Genomic DNA, 19,533 nt, shown 5'->3' with positions numbered 1-19,533 from the left:
TCTCACAGCTATCCACGCTGCCTGGGGCGGCGCTAAGTTGCTGAAACGACGAATGCGCAATCGACATTCCAGTCGTATCCCTCGTGCATGACAAAGGATTAGCTATCATGAGTCTTGATATTGATCTTAGTACCGATCTGCAATCCGCCCACCTTCCTGCCGTGACTCCAGCACCTCCGAATGCCGACGATGAAGACGAGCTGGATGTGGACCTGTCCGCCCCCCAACGCCTGCTCCCCCAATACTTCGCGCCCCCCCAGTCAACTCAAGACGTGCTGACCCCGGCAGACTTCGCCAGGGTGCCGTTTTCCAGCCTGCCCCTTTACATTCCGGGGCTGACATCCGGTGTTCAAGGCTTTGATGGCGGCATCAACAAAGCGGCACTGGAAGTACACCGTGAGGCGGGCCTGCTATGCATCCTCTTGCCTTACCTGGATATGGCTGATGGCGATTTCATCGAGTTGTTTTGCGTTGACACGGTCGTGCCGGCCGCTATCTACAACGTGACCAGTGATGATGTCGCAAAAGGCCGGGCAATTCCGCTCTATATCCGTCGTTCACGTCTGACCGACGGCACGGTCACCCCGGTGTTCATGAGGGCCACGTTCACTGGAGGGGGCTCCGAAGAAACCACTCGGTTAAGATTGAAGGTCGATACCGTCCCGCCTGCTGGCCGTAATCCCATTGCCAGCACCCTGCAGAATGAAAACCTGCCCATGCCGGTATTTCCACAGGCAATCGTTGATTTCGGCGTGACCGATGCCGATGCGCAGCACGGCGTGCCCGTTACATTCAGGTTCTACCCGGTCGATGACGGCCAGCCCGCCAACACTTACCGCGCAACACGCGACCGTATTCGCCTGAGCATTGGCGGGGCATTTGCACCCATTCCGCCCCTCTCCGACGCCCAGGCGGCTGGCCGTGGCGATATCACCGTCACACTTTATTACGGGTTCTGGCAGCAAGTCGGCAGCGGTTCGCATGTGTGCGAATACGAGGTCATCGATGAAGTGGGCAACGCCTCTCAAGGATGGTCGCCGCCACAGTTGCTCAATGTCCGTCTCAACGATGGCGCCGAGCCCTTGCTGCCGGCGGCGTTTGTCCTGGAAGCACCCGCGGGCACGCTCAACCACGATGGACTCAATGGCGCGAATGCGAGCATCTTCGTATCCACTCCGTCTCCGAACTTCATGACCGGTGACATCGTGCGAGCCACCGTCGTGGGTCGTACGGTCAGCGGAAACCTCATTATCACCACGTATGATTCCCCGCCCCTGACAGCTCCCAGCTTTGTCATCATCCCTTGCCCTAACGAAGACTTGCGCAAGCTGATCGGAGGACGCTTCCAGCTGTCCTACGAACGCGTGCGCAGCGGCGTGCCGAACCGGCCATCCGAAAGCAGCATCGTGCAGGTGATCGGTACGCCCATCGAAACCGACCTACGTGCGCCCATCGTCATCGAAGCCAATGGGGATGTGATCGACCCACAACTGCTGGCTGTCAACGTCGAAGTGCTGGCATATGACGGTCGGGATCCGTTCGACCTGATTACCCTGATCCTCGACGGCACCTACGCCAATGGCAGTCGCTACTACAGGGAAATCGACAAGCCGGCGGGCACCGGCGCTATCCTGTTCCGACTCAACAACGGCCCCAACGGCGACATCGCCAAACTCGAAGGGGGCACGTTGCGGGTCCTCTATAAGGTAACCAACGCCGAGGGCAGCCGCACCTCGCTGGATGCGACGTACAACGTCGGCAGCCCGGTCGCCTCGTTGCCCGAACCTCTGGTAGAAGAAGCGCCCCCACCGCTGTATCAATTCGACCCGGCCGTGTCACTCGACGATGCCCAGATCCTGGTCAAGAGCAATCCCGACTTCCACGTAGGCGATACCGTCGTACTGCACTGCGAAGGCACTGCCCCCGGCGGTACCCAACCGCCGAAACGCTTCCCCATCCAAAGTTTCTGGGTCGGCCGCGACCTGCCCTTTACACTTGAACGCCGCTTCATTACGCCCAACCTGGGCCAGAGCATGCGCATCTACTACACCCGCGAACGCGATAACACACTGACGCGCTTCTCGCAGCCGGTGAACATGGGGGTCGGTTCCAGACTGCTGCTGCGCGCACCGACAGTCGTCGAGGCCACGGTGACAGGCACCGATATCGCCACGCTCAACCCACTGCACGTCCTGCCGCCGCGTCCAGAAATCGTGACCATCCGTGTGATCACTGACACGCTTCCACCGAGTGCGGATATCAAGGTGTACATCATCAGCAAAACGGGGGTCGGCTCGCCGGATATCCCGATTAAACCGGCACGGCCCGAACCCGGCGGAAACTACACCAGCTTTACCGTGCCCAACGACTTTGTCGGCATGTACCTGGGTGGGGAATGCACGGTGTTTTACAACCTGATTGAAATCGGCCAGACCAGCAAGTCCGATGACCTGACGCTGAAAATCGAAGCATTGGCGCCGCAGGAACTGGACCTGGTGACCATTCCAGAAGCGGTGGGCAACCAGGTGGAAACTGGCAAGCCCTATACCGTGCTGGTACAAGGATGGCCGTTCATGCGCCAGGGCCAGGCGGTTTGGATCGACCTGCTCAGCAGCAGTAATCTGGACTTACGGATCGCAGTGCCGGTCAGCGACGGGGAGTTCACGGACAAACGTATCCGGGCACCAATACCGGCCACTTACCTGCGAAGCCTGCATGAAGGTGACACGCTCAGAGCCCAGGCGCTGGTGTCGCTGGATGGCACCGGGTACAAGTTTTCGGCCACGCCGTTGACACTTTCGCCGGCGTACAGGGTGAAGAAGGCATCGGGAGTGGTTGAAGGGGCAATCGCGGTGGGCAACACGCCCAACCACCTCGCGCTGAGTTCTGACGATTCGACACTCTATGTGGCCAACTTTGGCAGTAAAACGGTATCTGTCATCGATACCGCTACACGTGAAGTGACACACACGATCTCGCTTGCAACGGCACCTCGCGGCATAGCCATTCATCCGAACGACCAAACCTTGTATGTCACCGTTGAAACGGCTTCGACGCTTGTCATTGAGACTGAGAACTTCCAGACCACCAAAACTATTAGTGGATATACTTCTTGTTCAGCAATGCGCCTGAACCCTACAGGCTCACGCCTATATGTAGGCAATGACTACTACCCTTTTACACAAGAAATCGAAACATCAACTAACACATCCGTGAAATATCTCTACGGCAGCTACTATTATGCAAATGCGATTACAACTAACCGCTCTGGCAGTCGACTTTACACAACGGGTTACTATGTAAGTGAGTTCAATCAATCTAACGGCACGCTTTTAGGCAGTTATCACAATGGATCTACAGAATCCAAAGGTATTGCCTACAGCCCTACTGAAGAAGTCCTCTACGTGACAACCTATGGTTCGACGCCTACCAATGGCACCCTTAATATACTTTCAGCAACGACCACCCCGCCCTCTCTTATCAAGAAGATCGAGAGCCTTCACCAGCCTTGGGGAATAGCATTTGCGCCAGCGGGGGATAAAGCCTATATGTGCCTGCAGGCAGACAACTCGATAAAAATCATCGATACAACAACCCGACTCATCACTGGAGAAATCAATACCACCACCCACCCGCTGGATCGTCCAAAAGAAATTGTTATCAGCTCTGATGGCGGGGTGGCGTACGTTGCCAATTCCGGAAACAACAATGTCATTATCGTCAGCCTTTAAGCCATAAAAAATGCCCCCGTTCTTTCGAGCGGGGGCATTTTCTATTACCGGTACAGTTTGAACTGCCACCAAACCCTGGATTCACCGACTTAGAAATCGTACCGCAACCCCACGTTCACCCCATAAGGCTGCTTGATATTCTTGCCGACGCTGTGCTCCATGTCCGCATGCAGCTTCAGGTTCTGCGATACCGACATCGCCACACCCGCGCCGACCTTGAAGCGCGAGCCGGACAGGTCGTTGTTGAAGGCATTATCGTTAACGAACACCTTGTTGCTCTGGTCGAACTCATGGGCTACCGCAGCCTTCAAGTACGGTTGCAGCACACTGCCGCTTTCCAGCTGGATATTGCGCCCAACCGTGGTGCCCAATTCGGCAATCACCGTGCTCGAACGATCACCCTTGGCATCCAGGCCATTGTCCAGCGTGTAGCTCTGGGCCTGAGTAATCACCGCGTCCACCTTGCCGTAAGGCTCGACGAAGAAATCATCGTCCAGCTTGATGTGCCGGCCGACTTCCGCCGATGCACCTACCGCGTTTTGCGTGTAATTGCCCTTGGCTTTCTTGCCGTCGCTCATAGCCACCTTGGACTCGTTGTGCAGGCGGTTGAACTTGAGCACACCGTCGAAGTAGAAGCCGCTCTCGGCATCCATCCAAGTGGCGTAGCCGCCGACGTAGTAGCTGTTAATGGTGGCACTGCTGCCTAGGTTCAGATCCAGGTCCGAGCTGCTGTGACCGGCCATGGCACCGATCAACCACTGGCCATCGCCCCCCTCTACCGGTACATCGGCACCCAGGGTGAAACCACGTTGTGTCTGGTTGTAGCCCAGGCCGGTCGTGTCGTTGGACACCTCGTATTTGTTGCCATAGGCGCGGGTCCACAGGCCTGCGGATTTGCCGTCGCTGAAGCGCAACTCGCCCATACGGGTGCGCAGGGTAGTCATCTCGCCCAGCAACACGGTCGGCGCGGCGTTGAACAACGCCAGCACGGAGTTGGTGCTCGGGCTGATGATTTTGCTGTCCGGGTCGAGGTACCAGTCCTTGCTCTCGTTATCATCGATCAGGCTGTAGGAATAGGTGCCCACATCCACACGATCGCCCAACAGGCTGAACCTCGCGCCGCCATCGGCGGTATGCACCACATGCAGACGGTCATCGCGCAATGGGTCGGCGCCGCTGCTGGAGATCAACAGCTTGTGGTCACCCGACGAAGTACCGGTAACGTTGAGGAAGTCGCCGGTCAACGTGGAGAAATCCGCACTCATGTGGAAGGTGCCATTGCCCGACAGGTTGTCCACATCCAGTTGGTAGAACGTACCGGGGTCACCGAACTTGACGTTACCGCCGCTCAGGGACAGGTCGCCCAGTTGCTGGTTGTCGACCATCACCCACGTCGCGTCATTGTTGATGGCCAGCTTATCGACACTCTCCAGGCGGCCGGTAAGGATCGAGCCGTTGTCGAGGCCAACGCTGGCCGTGCCGCCGTTGTTGATCACGTCGCCATTCATGATCGCGCGGTCCAGGCTCAAGTCCAGCACGCTCGCCGTGCCGACTTGAATGTTGCCGCTGAGGGCCGTGCTACTGACGTGCATGTCAGCGGAGCCGCCGTTGGTCAGCTCCAGCATATTGCCGTTGCCGCCCACCAGGGTAGAGCCGTTAGCGACGTTGATCTGGGTCCCTCCCGGGTAGTCCACCAGGATCGCCGCGCCCGTCTCACCCACCACGTCGGTGTTGTTGAGGGTCAATACGGAGGGGTTGTCCTGAGTCGGCAGGCGGTAGGCCACAATGCCGTTGGTGCCCCCGACGATGAGGCTGTTGTTGGCGGCCAGTTGACCGTCATACGACGACAACCCCGTCTTGCCGCCATAGACATTGGTGCGGTCCAGCGTCAAGGTGCTGGAACCGTTGAGCAGGATGCCGTCGGTTGCGCCTTCAATAAAGCTGTTGCTGACCTGGACGCTGGAGCCTTGAGTGCTCAGGGAACCCACAATCATGCCGGCGCCGCCGGCACTGGAAATATAAGCCCCGTCAATGTTGGCCTGGCTGCCGTAAAGGGCAACACCCACCTCACCGTCGAGGGTCGTTTTCACTTGCCCACCGGTCATGTTGAACGTCGAGCCGTAAGCAGTAACGCTCACCATATCCGCGCCATTGGCGATCAACGTAGCATCGGTGACTTTATAGCGGTCACGCTGCGAGCTCTCATCGATAACCACATTCTGACCGGGATGAATATCCACAGCCAAGGCTTGTGTGGCGACCAGGGAAAACGGCATGACCGCCATTACCTTAATTGCAGTGGCGAGTCGTGATAAAGGAAAAGACGTTTCGTTACTCAAGGGTAGTACCTCTATTCGGATGACTGAATAAGCCAATCGATTACAGGACCATCGACTCAGGCTTTCAGAGGCGCAAAGAGTACGGAACGAAGAGGGCGATGCATGTCAGCCGATTCCAAGAGCGCGTAGGACTTATCCTAATCACGCACCAGTAAAGGGGACTTGATAGAAAGGAAACTAGGGAGGGGTGATAAAACCACACGAACCGTTGAGGCAACCCTCACCGGTCCGTGCATTTCAAACAGCGAATAATGGATTATTCGCAGATAGTCCCATCGCCTCTACGACGAGTTAAATACACCACTGTGGGGTCGGACTCTCCCTGTGTTACGCCATCAGCCTTGAGAACTCGATAGTAGGCTTCGATACGGCCTAGCGTAACGGGTTGGATAAACGCCTGGAAAGGCACGGTACGAAGCTCGCCTGGGTGCCCCGGCACATTGTGATCCCCCGTGACCGTGACTGGATCAAAGGCATGATCGACCGTGATGATCGTGGAATTAAGATCATCAGGACCGTAGACCACCCACACCAGAGTGACCTTATCACCGGTACGCAGGTTCTCAGGATCGAGGATCTTCGTGCGGATGCCATTGGTAACACCCTGGTCGCAGGTGAGGACGAATAATCCTCCGCCTGCAGGTAGCGCATCAGGAAAGACGATGGGCTCAAGATCGGTGAGTTGGTTGGCAAACACATCAACCGGCGTCTCCAACGAGGAGATAGTGTTGTCATTGACCCCGTTATTGAGCTCGTACCACACCGGTAGGTTTTCGCCGTTACCGCCCATGGCAATCACGTTTGCCTGGATGGTAATTACGAACTCAGCTGCGCTCTCGTCCGCCGATGTCACGATGTAGGGCGGCGTGAGGGCCGGTATGCCTTTCCAGAAGATCTGAATCCTGTGCCCTGCGCGCGCTCCGGGGTAGACAGCAAAGCGTGCGGTAGCATCGTCCGTGTCCCCTGGCCCGATCTCGTTGATCAGGCCTTCCGAAGACTCTATCTCGATCAGGTCCAGGTTAGGATTGACAGGGCCCGGGTCCTCAGGAATCCCACCCGCCGAGGTCAGGTCCACATCCACCGTGACGGTGGTTGAATAGGGCGAAGCGCTCCCTGCACGAACCACCCGGTAACGGACGTCTGCCTGATAGGGAGCGTCCAGCCCACCCGCGTCCCTGAGGATATCCCACGGGATGGGAACCCTCTGCGGCCAGGACACTGACGGCAAGGTATAGGTGATCACCAGGCCGTTGAAGTCAATCTGGATATCATCACCCACTTGGGCATTGTCATAGCCATCGATAAAGACTTCCGCCCTTCCCAGTTGCACATCAGTGAGGTCAAGAGGCGCTTCTGGAATGTGAGGGGGTTGCAGGTTGGCTGGGAAGGGGTCCGTCACTACCGTCACCGGCGTCAGTTCCGGTGGCCAAGAAGTGTTATTGCCAGCACGGTCGGTATATCGGTAGGCGAGATATTTCATGCCGGCGCCTTGCGCCACAATCTGAGCGGTGGTCAACGTAAGAATAAACGGTGCGGTGGTTCGGGTTAAAGCCGTATTGAAAATGGGAGTCGGGTTAGGGAACCCCCAGAACACCATCCCCATATCACCCTCTTGAGGGTCAAGGCGGCCGGGAACGGTCAACTCAAGTTGATTGCCGTGCTCCGCCAACCCCTCCAGTGTGATTAAACCGTCCACCACCCAGCCTGGCAGGCCAATAGCTTCGGGGATGATCCGGGCGTTGGGATCGAGGCGGTCGATCGTCACCCGCGTATTGCCCGAACGCTCATCGGCGCCCACACCCACAAACACCTCATAACTCAGCCTTTTCTCGCCGTGCTCGCCAATGTCCTGTTCCGGAATCGAAAATGTATAAGGCCAAGTGTGCGCGGACAACGGTTTCGTAAAGGGAATACGCGCACCATACGGCGTTCCATTAATGTAGATCTGCAAATTATCCGGGTTGGAACCCGGAACCGGAAAGGTATCGGTCCAGCTATCAATTTCACACTGGATACCCTGTTGATAAAGCGTGGCCAGCCGCATCAAGTTAGGCTGCCCACCGGGGACATCAGGGAGCGTATTGACGACGCGCAAGTCGTCGACTGCATACGCCCCACCCGGCGAATAACCTCGCGGATGTCGTTTCAATAGAACATCCGTCGGCTGAATGGGTGGGGTTTGGTTATTTGAGTTTGCCATCGGTATGTACTCGAAAGGTTAAGGACTGTGCTCGCCCAATGCAATTGAACCAAGGACAGATTAATTAAACGCCTTTCAACTTCGAGGCACAGCCTGTCAAATCTGACAGATGCACAATATGAAAAAATGTGCTTGACGATAACAACCTGCGATTGGCTGTTTTTAATAACTCACTCATGCGCAAACATAATCTGCTAGTGACATAAAATCTAACCCGACATAAGCCTCGCAACTCGAAAGTCCCTCATGACCAATAACGCTGCGCCATTGGTCGAAAATCAAGGAAAAAAAGAGGGCTTGCGCCCTCTTCTTTGTCATTGCTTGCACAGATCACATTTTACTCGACGGTCCCAGGCAGGTGCCCCCACCCGGCCGTTTCAGGTCGATGTAAATCAGCTTCCTCAACGATATCCCTGTAGGCCCCGTGGCCTTGTACAGACGGTAAGAAACAACTGCAGACCCCCATTCGGCAACGAGACCTGGAAGGGTAATCAATGGATTGAAGGGCAGGATCTGGATTTGCGCCACACCGATGTCACGATCATCACTCGTCAGTGTGTGATCGAACCACACATCCGTGCCATCAAAATGTTCCCCATTGCCATTTTTGCTCGGGTAGCTTTTCCAATACAGCCGAACAGTGTCGCCGACCTCGAAATGCTGCGAGTTCCAGTCTATTCCCAGGAACACCCCCTCCCAAGGCTCCGGAATGGTGCCGCAGGCAACAAAGTCGCGGGTACTGTCATTGAGCAACCGAGGCCGCAGCAAGCCAATCAACGTATCGAACTCCACCCGTACCGGCGTGAACGGACTGCGTTGGCGATTGATGCCATTGTCAGTCCAGTAGTAAACCTCAAGCGCTGGATTGGAGCCGGTCGACACCACTGTCCAGGGCACCTGGATCGTGACCAACTGCCCCGCAACATCGCCTGGCTGCACCACATACTCGCCGGCATAAGTGTCATCATTGCCCCAATACAACTCCAGCCTCTCACCCACGACTGGGTTAAAAAACAGGGGAACCTCCACGGGGACTGGCCCCGGCTCATCGGCAGCCGTAACAACATTATCCCCAGAGCGGCCTTTTACGGTGACCCTCTCCAACCCGGGATTGATCGGGTCAGGGCCAATGGGCGAAACGCCTGCAACCGAAAGGTCGATCAGGTAGAAGCTGTCGGGGGAGTTCTTCGATGCCGTACCCCGCAGGTACAGATAGCGCACCCGTACCGGGTAGGTACTGTCGAAGCCACCGTCAGCCAGAATCGGCCAGGGCACCGGCACTGGAATGGGCCACTGCTGTACCGCGCCGATGGTAATCGGTCCAAGGGCATGGGTGTTCCAGAACGGAAAAACACGGTCTCCAGGGGCGGCGTCGGTGATCTGTGGAATCGACACTGTGACACCTTGGCGCACGTCCTCCAGGTTGATCAAGCCATCCGCCTCGGCCAAGGGCACCAACGGCCGCGGCAGGTCGGGCAGCGTTGCCAGTGACACGTTCAGCGTCACCGGCTCGGAAAACGGCCCCACCCTGCCGGCTCGATCAGTCAGGGTGTAGGAAGCAAAACGTTGCCCCGTGCCGCTGGTACGTACAAATGCCTCGGGAAAGGTGAACTCGACAGGCGCACCTTCAACATGCGACCGCTCGATAACAACGACACCCGCCAGATTGACGTCGGGAAATTCGCCCCAGTAATACCTGACGACATCTTCAGTCCGAATATCCAGCCACCGCGGTACGATTGCAGGCACCCCGCCATTGCGGACCAGATAGTCATCCGTCACTTCAACCAGTACCTCGTCCTCAAACTCCAGCGGCAGGCCGGGGTTATCAAAATTGGGCGCGGTCTTGTCGATATTGATAAACGTCGGGAAGGATTCGGTCAGCGGCACAAACGGCGAGCTCACTCGATAATTCAAACGCCGAATGCCCCCGATAGACAGGAGGTGAGCGGGTAATGCCTGAGTCAATGGAAACACCACGTCGGGGTCGTACGGCCCCTGGATCGTGTACGTATGTTCGACCTCCCCCTGCAAGAGGTACTCCACCAAGGTGGGAACTGCGAAGTTGGAATGATGGACCGGCCAGACTCTCTCGATCGTCACCAGCAAAACCTGATCCTGCAGGCTCACCGGCAGGGTGTAGGCCGCCTCATCCCACAGCAACGGCAGTGCCTGGCTCGGGATGGGATTGTCCAGGCTCATGATTGACTCGGAATGTTTGCGCGGGGGGCGCTTATCCCCAGCCGGCTGCCGCGGGTCAACGGGCTGGGCGTCAGAGGGAAGATTCGACTCGGACATGTTTAATCTCCTTGAGCAATCAATCGATGATCGACCATTGACTACCGTTCTGGTGTTCGCCAGATCGACAAGGCCAAGGAGATTATTAAATGCGCAAAACGACCTACCCGATACTGTCGGAAATAACAGGTAGGTCGTTCCAGTCAGACCGGTGGTAGCGCCCAATCAATGGGGGTTTCGCCGTTTTGCTGAAGAAACTTGTTGGTGCGGCTGAAATGTCCGCAGCCCAGGAATCCGCGATATGCCGACAACGGCGACGGATGCACCGACGTCAGCACCAAATGCTTGGTGGCATCGATCAGCTTCTGCTTGCCCTGGGCATGGGCGCCCCACAACAGGAACACCAGGTGCGGCTGGTGTTCGCTGACCACTTCGATAACCCGATCGGTAAAGAATTGCCAGCCCTTGCCCGCATGCGCATTGGCGTTGGCGCGTTCCACGGTCATGGTGGTGTTGAGCAGCAACACGCCCTGGTCGGCCCAGCTCTGCAGGCAGCCGTGATTGGGGATGTCGATGTTCAGGTCGCGCTTGAGCTCTTTGTAGATATTGACCAGAGACGGCGGCGCCGGCACGCCCGGTTGCACCGAGAAGCACAAGCCGTGGGCCTGGCCGGGGCCGTGGTACGGGTCCTGGCCGAGGATCACCACCTTGACCTTGTCCAGCGGCGTTGAGTTAAGCGCATTGAAGATCAGCGGACCGGGCGGGTAGATCTCTTTGCCGGCGGCATGTTCCTGGCGCAGGAACTCGCGCAACTGACCCATGTAGGGCTTATCGAACTCATCACGCAGGGCGTGTTTCCAGCTGGGTTCGAGTTTGATACGGTCGCCTTCGGTCATAGTTGAAATGTCTTGTAGAAAAGAATGAGGCGAACCCTAGGAAAGCCGGCCCTGCTTGTCAATTGATCTGACACACCACCGGCACTTTCCCACGAAGCGATCATACTGATCCTTCACCTTCTCGATTGAGGTCACGATGAATCTGCACTTCGAAGAACTGACCGGCAGTGGCGGCGCCCGCATTGGCATCGCCAGCCTGGACGCTGAAAAGTCCCTCAATGCCCTCTCCTTGCCGATGATTCTGGCCCTGACTGATCGCCTGGACACTTGGGCCAAAGACCCGAACATCGCCTGTGTGCTGCTGCGTGGCAACGGGCCCAAGGCCTTTTGCGCCGGCGGCGAGGTGCGCAGCCTGGCCCAGGCCTGCCGCGAGCAGCCGGGGGAAGTGCCAGCCCTGGCCGCACAGTTTTTTGCCGCGGAATATCGCCTCGACTACCGTTTGCACACTTACCCTAAACCGCTGATCTGTTGGGGCCACGGTTACGTGCTGGGCGGTGGCATGGGCCTGCTGCAAAGCGCGGCCATACGGATTGTCACGCCGAGCAGCCGCCTGGCCATGCCCGAGATCAGCATCGGCCTGTACCCGGACGTGGGCGCCAGCTGGTTTCTGTCGCGCCTGCCCGGCAAGCTGGGGTTATTCCTTGGCCTCACCGGCGCCCATATCAACGGCCGTGACGCCCTGGACCTGGGCCTGGCCGACCGTTTCCTGCGTGACGATCAACAAGACGAGTTACTCGAGGGTTTGCTGCAACTGAACTGGCAGGAACAGACCGCGATACAGCTCAACAGCCTGCTCAAGGCCCTGGCCCAGGAAGCCGTGGCCCAGCAACCCGAGGCGCAATGGCTGCCACGTCGGGCACAAATCGACGAATGGCTGGACGTCGGTGATGTGCGCAGCGCCTGGCGCGCCTTGAGCCCGCTGCGCGACCACGCCGACCCGCTGTTCAACCGCGCCGGCAAGACACTGAGCGAAGGCTGCCCGCTGACCGCGCACCTGGTGTGGGAACAGATCCAGCGGGCCCGTCATCTGTCCCTGGCCGAGGTGTTCCAGATGGAATACACCCTGAGCCTGAACTGCTGCCGCCATCCGGAGTTCAGCGAAGGGGTGCGCGCGCGGTTGATCGACAAGGACCAGACGCCCCACTGGCATTGGCCGGACATCAATACGGTCCCCGACGCCGTGGTGCAGGCGCACTTCACCAAGGCGTGGGAAGGCCGGCATCCGCTCGCGGACTTGTCCGATTACTGACGTTTTGCGCCCATAAAAAAGCGGCGCTTCATGCGCCGCTTGTCATACAGGCCGGTCAACGGTGACCGCCGCGGCCACCTCCACGATCATGATCGCCACCGCGTCCATGCCCGCCATTGTTCCAACGATCCCCCCAGCCCTGGTTCGGGTAAGGCCGATAACCGGCCCTTGGCCCTGACGGGTAATAGCGAGGCGCCGGCTGGTAATAACGCGGCGCCGAGTAGTAACGCGGAGCCGGAGCGTAGTAACGCGGCGACGGGTAGTAATCACGGCGATATTGATACGCCGTGCCGCCGCCGTAGTAATAAGCCGGCGCCGGTGAGGTGTAGACCTCGGAACGGTAATAGCTCTGGCCTCCATCGTAGTAGGGCACACAAGCGGAAAGGGTCAGACCGAGTAAAGCGCTGAGCAGCAGTCGTCGATACATGGCGGCCTCCTGGACCGCGAAAGAGCACCTCCAGCGACGCTGGGGAGCGGCATTCAGCTTTCACTGAATGACGAAACATCTGACATCAAAAACCGAATCTGGTGCGTTTTGGTAACAACTTGATACATCAATGCCAACTGCGGCCATACACCATTAAATGCACTGCCGCATAGCGCAAATCTATCCCCCAGGTTTATCGATTCAGTAAATTTTTCTGGCCCGAAACTTTCCAGATTGCGATGATGTCACTATGACATCGCATAAGCCAGGGAGGCTCTAACGTGCGCCCTTCGCCACTTTCGCCGGATCCGATCCATGAAAATTTCAACCAAACTGCTGCTTTCATTTCTAGTATGTGCGCTGGTCACCCTCGGGGTCGGCCTGCTGGGTATCAAAAGCGTGGTCCGCCTCGCCAATGCATTGGAACAGACGTTCTCCAATAACCTGGCGTCCGTCAGCAACACGACCGCTACCCTCAATGGCCTGGTGGCCCACAACCGTGGTTTGTACCGTTTGATGGATGCGAGCAAAGGCGACGTCGCCCAACAAGACCGCGACCGTGTGCGCCAGGACATCGCCAACGAACTCAAACGCAGCCAGAGCGCCTACGCCACCTACCGTGCCACGCCCCTGGAAGACGACGAACGGGCAGCAGGCGACAAGCTCGACCAGATCTGGCCAACTTACACCAGCAGCTCCGAACGTATCATGTCGATGCTCGACAGTGGCCAGGTCGAGCAGGCCCGCGCCCAGCTCAACAGCACCAACAATGAACTGTTTCGCCAGGCGCGCGAGTTGATCCGTGTGATGATCGAGTCCAATAACCGCCAGATCAAGGAAGGCGCCGTCGCCGCCGAGGACCTTCGCAGCAGCGCATTGACCTGGATGATCAGCGGCATTGTCCTGGCCTTCATCATTGCGATCATCGTCGGTGTGCTGATCACGCGCCTGATCACCCGTCCTATCGCACAAGCGGTTGAAAACGCACAGCGCATCGCCAAGGGCGACCTGACCCAAGCCATCACGACCGACCGCACCGACGAAGCCGGGCAACTGCTGATGGCCTTATCCGATATGCAAGGCGGCCTGAAAAGCACGCTGATGGAAATCGCCAACGCTTCCGACCAGCTCGCGTCGGCAGCCGAAGAGCTGAGTGCCGTCACCGATGAAAGCACCCGTGGCCTGACCCGCCAGAACGACGAAATCCAACAAGCCGCCACCGCCGTCAACCAGATGACCGCAGCGGTCGACGAAGTGGCGAGCAACGCCGTGTCGACCTCCGAGGCGTCGCGCCAGGCCAGCGCCGAAGCCGAGGACGGCCGCCAGCAGGTGGAGCAGGCCGTGTCGGGCATGTCATCGATGGTGGTCGAGATCAACGATTCGACCCAATCGGTCGCCGACCTCGCCGACCAGGTGCGCGAAATCGGCAAGGTGATTGATGTGATCCGCGGCATTGCCGACCAGACCAACCTGCTGGCCCTCAATGCCGCCATCGAAGCCGCCCGTGCCGGTGAACAAGGCCGTGGTTTTGCGGTGGTGGCCGATGAGGTGCGGGCGCTGGCCCACCGCACCCAGATCTCCACGGTCGACATCGAGAAAATGATCGGTGAAGTGCAGGCAGGCGCCGATGGTGCCGTGGCTGCCATGAACAAGAGCCTGACCTGGGCCAACAACACCCAGACCCTGGCGCAAAACGCCGGCCAGGCGCTGGAGCGCATCACCGCCAGCGTGTCCAGCATCAACGAGCGCAACCTGGTAATCGCCTCGGCGTCCGAGGAACAGGCCCAGGTGGCCCGCGAAGTGGATCGCAACCTGCTCAACATCCAGGATCTGTCCACCCAGACCGCCGCCGGTGCGCACCAGACCAACGCCTCCAGCCAGGACCTGTCGCGACTGGCCACCTCGTTCAATATGCTGGTCAGTAAGTTCCAGCTGTAAGCGCCTCATCGCAGTGCGCCGACGCACCCGCGTGGCGCACAACGCCCTCTTCTATGCCCTCCTTTCCCACCCGCCAGGCTGAACCGCCGGGCGTCGAAGCCACTTGGCACGACTCTCGCTTTATCTCTTGCGTGCAGGATTGATACAGGTTCGCGGCACCACAATTTGCAATGGCCGACTAGGGTTCCGGCTCGCCAAAAGCGAGTGTCTGGTCCGAGAGTTGGCGACCTCCAGTTGAGGTTACACGGCGGGATAAAAGCCCGGGAGACAAGCCACCGTTCACGGTGCCGCGTTGCTCCTGCTCGCCCTTGATCAACTGGAGAAGCCCCATGCCCTCAATCCGTTTACCCGCTCTGCTCGCCGCCGTCTTTGCCGCCGTGCTGAGCTTCCAGGCCCAAGCCGCCTCCAAAAACCACTTCAGCGTGTGCTGGACGATCTACGCCGGCTGGATGCCGTGGGAGTATGCCGGCAGCCAAGGCATCCTCGACAAGTGGGCCAAGAAGTACGGCATCACCATCGACATGGTGCAGCTCAATGACTACGTCGAATCCATCAACCAGTACACCGCCGGCCAGTTCGACGGCTGCACCATGACCAACATGGACGCCCTGACCATCCCCGCCGCCGGTGGCGTGGACAGCACCGCGCTGGTGGTCAGCGACTTCTCCAACGGCAACGACGGCGTGGTGATCAAGGGCACCGGCAAGACCGTGGCCGACCTCAAGGGCATGAACGTCAACCTGGTGGAACTCTCGGTGTCCCACTACCTGCTGGCCCGCGCGCTCGAATCGGCGGACCTCAACGAAAAAGATTTGAAGGTGGTCAACACGTCGGATGCCGACATCGCAGCGGCCTTCAACACCGACCAGGTCCAGGCCGTCACCACCTGGAACCCGATGCTCTCTGAAATCAAGGCCAAGCCTGGCGTGAGCCAAGTGTTCGACTCCAGCAAAGTGCCCGGCGAAATCATGGACATGATGGTGGTCAACACCCAGGTCCTCAAAGACAACCCCAAGCTGGGTAAAGCCCTCACCGGCGCCTGGTTCGAAGTGGTCGCGCTGATGAACGCCAAGGGCGCCGCCAGCACCGACGCCCTGGAACATATGGCCAAGGCTTCCGGCACTGACCTTGCGGGCTTCCAGTCGCAACTGGACACCACCAAGTTGTTCGCCACGCCCAAGGAAGCCCTGGCCTTCGCCACCAGCGCACAGTTGCCCGCCACCATGGGCAAAGTCGCCGAGTTCTCGTTTAAACACGGCCTGCTGGGTGAAGGCGCCAAGGACACCAGCGCCGTGGGCATGAGCTTCGCCAATGGCGTGACCAGCGGCGACAAAGCCAACCTCAAGCTGCACTTCGACCCCAGCTACGTGCAGATGGCCGCCGACGGCAAGCTGTAAGAGGACCCGGCCATGCGCCTGATCAACCGTCACCCGGACCGCTCCAGCCGCCTGTTGCTGGTGCTGCTGCCGTTCGCCCTGCTGCTGTTTGCCTACTTCGTGGGCTCGGCCGAGCGCCTGGCAGACAACCCCAACGACAAGCTGCTGCCCGGCGCCGGGCAAATGATTGACGCGGTAAAACGCTTGGCCTTCAACGCCGACACCCGCACCGGCGAATACGTACTGTGGCAGGACAGCGCCTCCAGCCTGCGCCGCCTCGCCATCGGCCTGGGTATCAGCGCCCTCGCCGGCCTGTGCCTGGGGATCGCCGCCGGCACGCTGCCGCTGTTTGGCGCACCGTTGTCACCGTTGCTGACGGTGCTGTCGATGGTGCCGCCGCTGGCGATCCTGCCGATTCTGTTCATCGTGTTCGGGCTGGGGGAATTGTCCAAAGTGATGCTGATCGTCATCGGCGTCACCCCCTGCCTGGCCCGTGACCTGGAACAGCGCGCGCGGGAAATTCCGGTCGAGCTGCTGGTGAAGGCGCAGACCCTCGGTGCCTCCACCTGGACCCTGATGCTGCGTGTGGTATTGCCGCAATTGCTGCCGCGCCTGTTGATCTCGTTGCGGCTGATGCTCGGCTCGGCGTGGTTGTTTTTGATAGCCGCCGAAGCCATCGCCTCCACCGACGGTTTGGGCTACCGGATCTTCCTGGTACGACGCTACCTGGCGATGGACGTGATCTTGCCTTACGTGGTGTGGATCACGCTGCTGGCCTGGCTGATGGACTGGGGCCTCAAGGCCCTGACCCGGCATGCGTTCCCCTGGTACGAAGGAGCGCGGGCATGAGCTTTATCAGCGTCAATAATGTGTGGCAGCGCTATGGCGACCAAGTGGTGCTCGAACGCCTCAACCTGCACGTCGCCGAGGGTGAATTCTGCACGCTGGTCGGTACGTCCGGCTGTGGCAAGTCGACCTTCCTGCGCCTGTTGCTGGGCCAGGAAACCGCGAGCAAAGGCCAGATCCTGCTGGACGGCCAGGCCCTCGCCGCCGAGCCCGATGCCAGCCGTGGCGTGGTGTTCCAGCGCTACTCGGTGTTCCCACATTTGACTGTGCTCGACAACGTCGCCCTCGGCCTGGAACTGCCACGTTCACGCGTGCTGGGCCGGCTGTTCGGTAAAGCCAGGAAGGACGCCCGCGAACAGGCTGCCGCGCTGCTGCACAAAGTCGGCCTCGGCCACGCCCTGGACAAGTACCCCGCGCAACTCTCCGGCGGCATGCAACAACGCCTGGCCATCGCCCAGGCCCTGATCATGAAACCCCGCGTGTTGCTGCTGGACGAACCCTTCGGCGCCCTCGACCCGGGCATTCGCAAGGACATGCACCATCTGCTGCTGGAACTGTGGCGCGAAACCCGGCTGACGGTGTTCATGGTCACCCACGACCTGAGCGAAGGCTTCAGCCTCGGCACGCGCCTGCTGGTGTTCGACAAGGTCCGCGTCGACCCCCACGCCCCCGGCGCCTATGGCGCCCGCATCACCTACGACATCCCTTTGAACAGCGAGCGCCGCAAGGCGCTCGCCGCCGAACTTGGAGCCACGTCCAAATGACCGATTCCACCCAACTGTTCCCACCCTTCGCCGAAGAAATGCTGCCCGGCGGCGGCCACCGTTCGTTCGTGCTCAAGCGCGGCCAACTGCTGCGCCTGACCGACCTTCGCGGCGGCGCCAACGTCAGCCTGACCCTGCTCAACGCCAACGAAAAAACCGAGCGCCTGAACCTGCCCGACAGCCTCAAATGCCAACACACAGCCAAGCTCACCACGGGCCATTGCCTGTACTCGGACATGGGCCGCGTACTGGCCGCGATCACCGCCGACACCTGCGGCTGGAGCGACAGCATCGGCGGTGTGCTGTGCGCCGCCGAAGTCGCCGAGAAGTACGGCCAGGGTCGCTATCAGGAACTGCGCAACGGCTTCTTCCGCAACGGCACCGACAACCTGCTGGTGGAGTTGGGCAAGTGGGGGCTGGGCCTGTCCGACCTGCTGATGACCCTCAACCTGTTCAGCAAAGTCACGGTGGACAGCGACGGTGGCCTGCACTTTGTGCCGGGTAATTCCAGGGCCGGCGATTACATCGAACTCTATGCGCCGATGGACACCCTGGTGGTGCTCACCGCCCTGCAACATCCGATGGACCCGAACCAGCAGTACGCGCCGCAACCGCTGAAGCTGAGCTGGATGAACGCCGACAAAAGCGTCGCCGAACACTGCCGTACCTCGCGCCCGGAAAACGAGCGCGGCTTTATCAACACCGATCGCCTGTTCGCCTGAGGAGCTGCCATGTCTATCGCACTGAAACAACCGGACGCGGCCGTCTACCGCGCAACCATCCCCGCCGGCGAGCCGTGGCTGATGGAGGTCAAGGCCGGGCAGACCCTGCGCATCCTCGACCTGGAGGGCAACCAGGCCGTCGACACTTTGTTCTACAGCGTGAAAAACCCGCGTGAACGCTACGACGTGCAGCGCACGTTGCGCCGGCAAAACAGCGTGTACCTGGGCACCGGCAGCGTGCTGTATTCCAACCTCGGCCAGCCGATGCTGACCATCGTCGATGACACCTGCGGGCGCCACGACACCCTCGGCGGCGCCTGCGCCCAAGAGAGCAACACCGTGCGCTACGCCCTGGAAAAACGCTACATGCACAGCTGCCGCGACAACTACCTGCGCGCCTGTGCCCACGACGGCCGCCTGGGCAAAGGCGACATCGGGCCGAACATCAATTTCTTCATGAATGTGCCGGTGACGGCCGACGGCGGGCTGACCTTCGAAGACGGCATTTCCGCCCCCGGCAAGTACGTCGACCTGCGCGCCGAGATGGATGTGATCGTGCTGATCTCCAACTGCCCGCAGTTGAACAACCCATGCAACGCCTACAACCCCACCCCTGCGGAGCTGCTGGTATGGAACTGAAACTCAAGCGCCTGCGCCATTGGTTATTTGCCCTGTGCCAGTCCCGAGCCGGGCAGTGCCTGCAAAAGCGCTAGAGATCCAATGTGGGAGGGAACTTGCCCTCGCTCCTACAGGCATTGGGCTTGCCCCCGATAGCGGTGGTCCAGTAATGCCCCCTCCCACACTAAC

The 19,533-nt window shown here is 59.4% G+C and carries 13 protein-coding genes and 1 riboswitch; of the genes, 8 read left to right on the top strand and 5 right to left on the bottom strand.

What is annotated here, in order from left to right:
* The first annotated feature begins 107 nt into the window (after positions 1-107).
* Positions 108-3,731: a YncE family protein gene (locus tag FBY10_RS04275; RefSeq protein ID WP_145334899.1), complete on the top strand. Its 3,624-nt coding sequence runs from the start codon at positions 108-110 to the stop codon at positions 3,729-3,731.
* Between the two features lie 89 nt (positions 3,732-3,820).
* On the opposite strand, the gene FBY10_RS04270 is transcribed toward FBY10_RS04275, so the two are convergent.
* From FBY10_RS04270 to ung, 4 genes are all read right to left on the bottom strand, one after another.
* Positions 3,821-6,007, bottom strand: a complete 2,187-nt coding sequence (locus tag FBY10_RS04270) for an autotransporter outer membrane beta-barrel domain-containing protein (RefSeq protein ID WP_145334901.1) — start codon at positions 6,005-6,007, stop codon at positions 3,821-3,823.
* A 319-nt stretch (positions 6,008-6,326) separates the two neighbouring features.
* A complete protein-coding gene (locus FBY10_RS04265; RefSeq protein ID WP_145334903.1) occupies positions 6,327-8,165 on the bottom strand; it encodes a hypothetical protein in 1,839 nt (612 codons plus the stop codon).
* A gap of 435 nt (positions 8,166-8,600) precedes the next feature.
* Complete coding sequence (locus FBY10_RS04260) at positions 8,601-10,472, bottom strand: hypothetical protein (RefSeq protein ID WP_145334905.1); 1,872 nt, start codon at positions 10,470-10,472, stop codon at positions 8,601-8,603.
* A 239-nt stretch (positions 10,473-10,711) separates the two neighbouring features.
* On the bottom strand, positions 10,712-11,404 hold the full coding sequence (gene ung / locus FBY10_RS04255; protein ID WP_131697126.1) for a uracil-DNA glycosylase: 693 nt from the start codon (positions 11,402-11,404) through the stop codon (positions 10,712-10,714).
* Positions 11,405-11,540: 136 nt separating this feature from the next.
* On the opposite strand from ung, the gene FBY10_RS04250 reads away from it, so the two are divergent.
* The gene (locus FBY10_RS04250; protein WP_131697127.1) at positions 11,541-12,653 is read left to right on the top strand and encodes an enoyl-CoA hydratase/isomerase family protein; all 1,113 of its coding nucleotides are present in this window, start codon (positions 11,541-11,543) and stop codon (positions 12,651-12,653) included.
* 55 nt (positions 12,654-12,708) lie between these two features.
* On the opposite strand, the gene FBY10_RS04245 is transcribed toward FBY10_RS04250, so the two are convergent.
* Positions 12,709-13,080, bottom strand: a complete 372-nt coding sequence (locus FBY10_RS04245) for a hypothetical protein (RefSeq protein ID WP_081744398.1) — start codon at positions 13,078-13,080, stop codon at positions 12,709-12,711.
* Between the two features lie 315 nt (positions 13,081-13,395).
* Here FBY10_RS04245 and FBY10_RS04240 point away from each other — a divergent pair, with 315 nt between their 5' ends.
* The 6 genes from FBY10_RS04240 (at position 13,396) to FBY10_RS04210 (ending at position 19,365) form a co-directional block, all read left to right on the top strand.
* The gene (locus FBY10_RS04240) at positions 13,396-15,018 is read left to right on the top strand and encodes a methyl-accepting chemotaxis protein (protein WP_131697128.1); all 1,623 of its coding nucleotides are present in this window, start codon (positions 13,396-13,398) and stop codon (positions 15,016-15,018) included.
* A 167-nt stretch (positions 15,019-15,185) separates the two neighbouring features.
* A riboswitch (guanidine-I (ykkC/yxkD leader) is annotated at positions 15,186-15,287 on the top strand.
* Between the two features lie 60 nt (positions 15,288-15,347).
* Entirely contained in the window at positions 15,348-16,415 is a 1,068-nt protein-coding gene (locus FBY10_RS04230; RefSeq protein ID WP_145334907.1) for a putative urea ABC transporter substrate-binding protein, read from the top strand.
* Between the two features lie 12 nt (positions 16,416-16,427).
* Positions 16,428-17,243 (top strand): ABC transporter permease, encoded by an 816-nt coding sequence (locus FBY10_RS04225; protein WP_131697130.1) that lies wholly within the window; start codon positions 16,428-16,430, stop codon positions 17,241-17,243.
* Positions 17,240-18,004: an ABC transporter ATP-binding protein gene (locus FBY10_RS04220; protein ID WP_145334910.1), complete on the top strand. Its 765-nt coding sequence runs from the start codon at positions 17,240-17,242 to the stop codon at positions 18,002-18,004. Before FBY10_RS04225 ends, FBY10_RS04220 begins: the two co-directional genes overlap by 4 nt.
* On the top strand, positions 18,001-18,726 hold the full coding sequence (locus tag FBY10_RS04215) for an urea amidolyase associated protein UAAP1 (protein WP_145334912.1): 726 nt from the start codon (positions 18,001-18,003) through the stop codon (positions 18,724-18,726). The genes FBY10_RS04220 and FBY10_RS04215 overlap by 4 nt, the downstream gene beginning before the upstream one ends.
* Before the next feature lie 9 nt (positions 18,727-18,735).
* Entirely contained in the window at positions 18,736-19,365 is a 630-nt protein-coding gene (locus tag FBY10_RS04210) for an urea amidolyase associated protein UAAP2 (RefSeq protein ID WP_074844417.1), read from the top strand.
* The last annotated feature ends 168 nt before the right edge of the window (positions 19,366-19,533 follow it).

This window comes from Pseudomonas sp. SJZ103, assembly GCF_007828335.1.
Taxonomy (GTDB): Bacteria; Pseudomonadota; Gammaproteobacteria; order Pseudomonadales; family Pseudomonadaceae; genus Aquipseudomonas.
Note: the sequence above shows the minus strand (reverse complement) of the source record. Positions and strands in the feature narration are given on the sequence as shown.

Excerpts from the sequence above, each read along its gene's own strand:
- FBY10_RS04260 (WP_145334905.1), bottom strand. The coding sequence starts at position 10,472 with ATGAGCCTGGACAATCCCATCCCGAGCCAGGCACTGCCGTTGCTGTGG.
- FBY10_RS04220 (WP_145334910.1), top strand. The coding sequence starts at position 17,240 with ATGAGCTTTATCAGCGTCAATAATGTGTGGCAGCGCTATGGCGACCAA.
- ung (WP_131697126.1), bottom strand. The coding sequence starts at position 11,404 with ATGACCGAAGGCGACCGTATCAAACTCGAACCCAGCTGGAAACACGCC.
- FBY10_RS04230 (WP_145334907.1), top strand. The coding sequence starts at position 15,348 with ATGCCCTCAATCCGTTTACCCGCTCTGCTCGCCGCCGTCTTTGCCGCC.
- FBY10_RS04240 (WP_131697128.1), top strand. The coding sequence starts at position 13,396 with ATGAAAATTTCAACCAAACTGCTGCTTTCATTTCTAGTATGTGCGCTG.
- FBY10_RS04210 (WP_074844417.1), top strand. The coding sequence starts at position 18,736 with ATGTCTATCGCACTGAAACAACCGGACGCGGCCGTCTACCGCGCAACC.
- FBY10_RS04245 (WP_081744398.1), bottom strand. The coding sequence starts at position 13,080 with ATGTATCGACGACTGCTGCTCAGCGCTTTACTCGGTCTGACCCTTTCC.
- FBY10_RS04225 (WP_131697130.1), top strand. The coding sequence starts at position 16,428 with ATGCGCCTGATCAACCGTCACCCGGACCGCTCCAGCCGCCTGTTGCTG.
- FBY10_RS04250 (WP_131697127.1), top strand. The coding sequence starts at position 11,541 with ATGAATCTGCACTTCGAAGAACTGACCGGCAGTGGCGGCGCCCGCATT.
- FBY10_RS04270 (WP_145334901.1), bottom strand. The coding sequence starts at position 6,007 with ATGCCGTTTTCCCTGGTCGCCACACAAGCCTTGGCTGTGGATATTCAT.
- FBY10_RS04215 (WP_145334912.1), top strand. The coding sequence starts at position 18,001 with ATGACCGATTCCACCCAACTGTTCCCACCCTTCGCCGAAGAAATGCTG.
- FBY10_RS04275 (WP_145334899.1), top strand. The coding sequence starts at position 108 with ATGAGTCTTGATATTGATCTTAGTACCGATCTGCAATCCGCCCACCTT.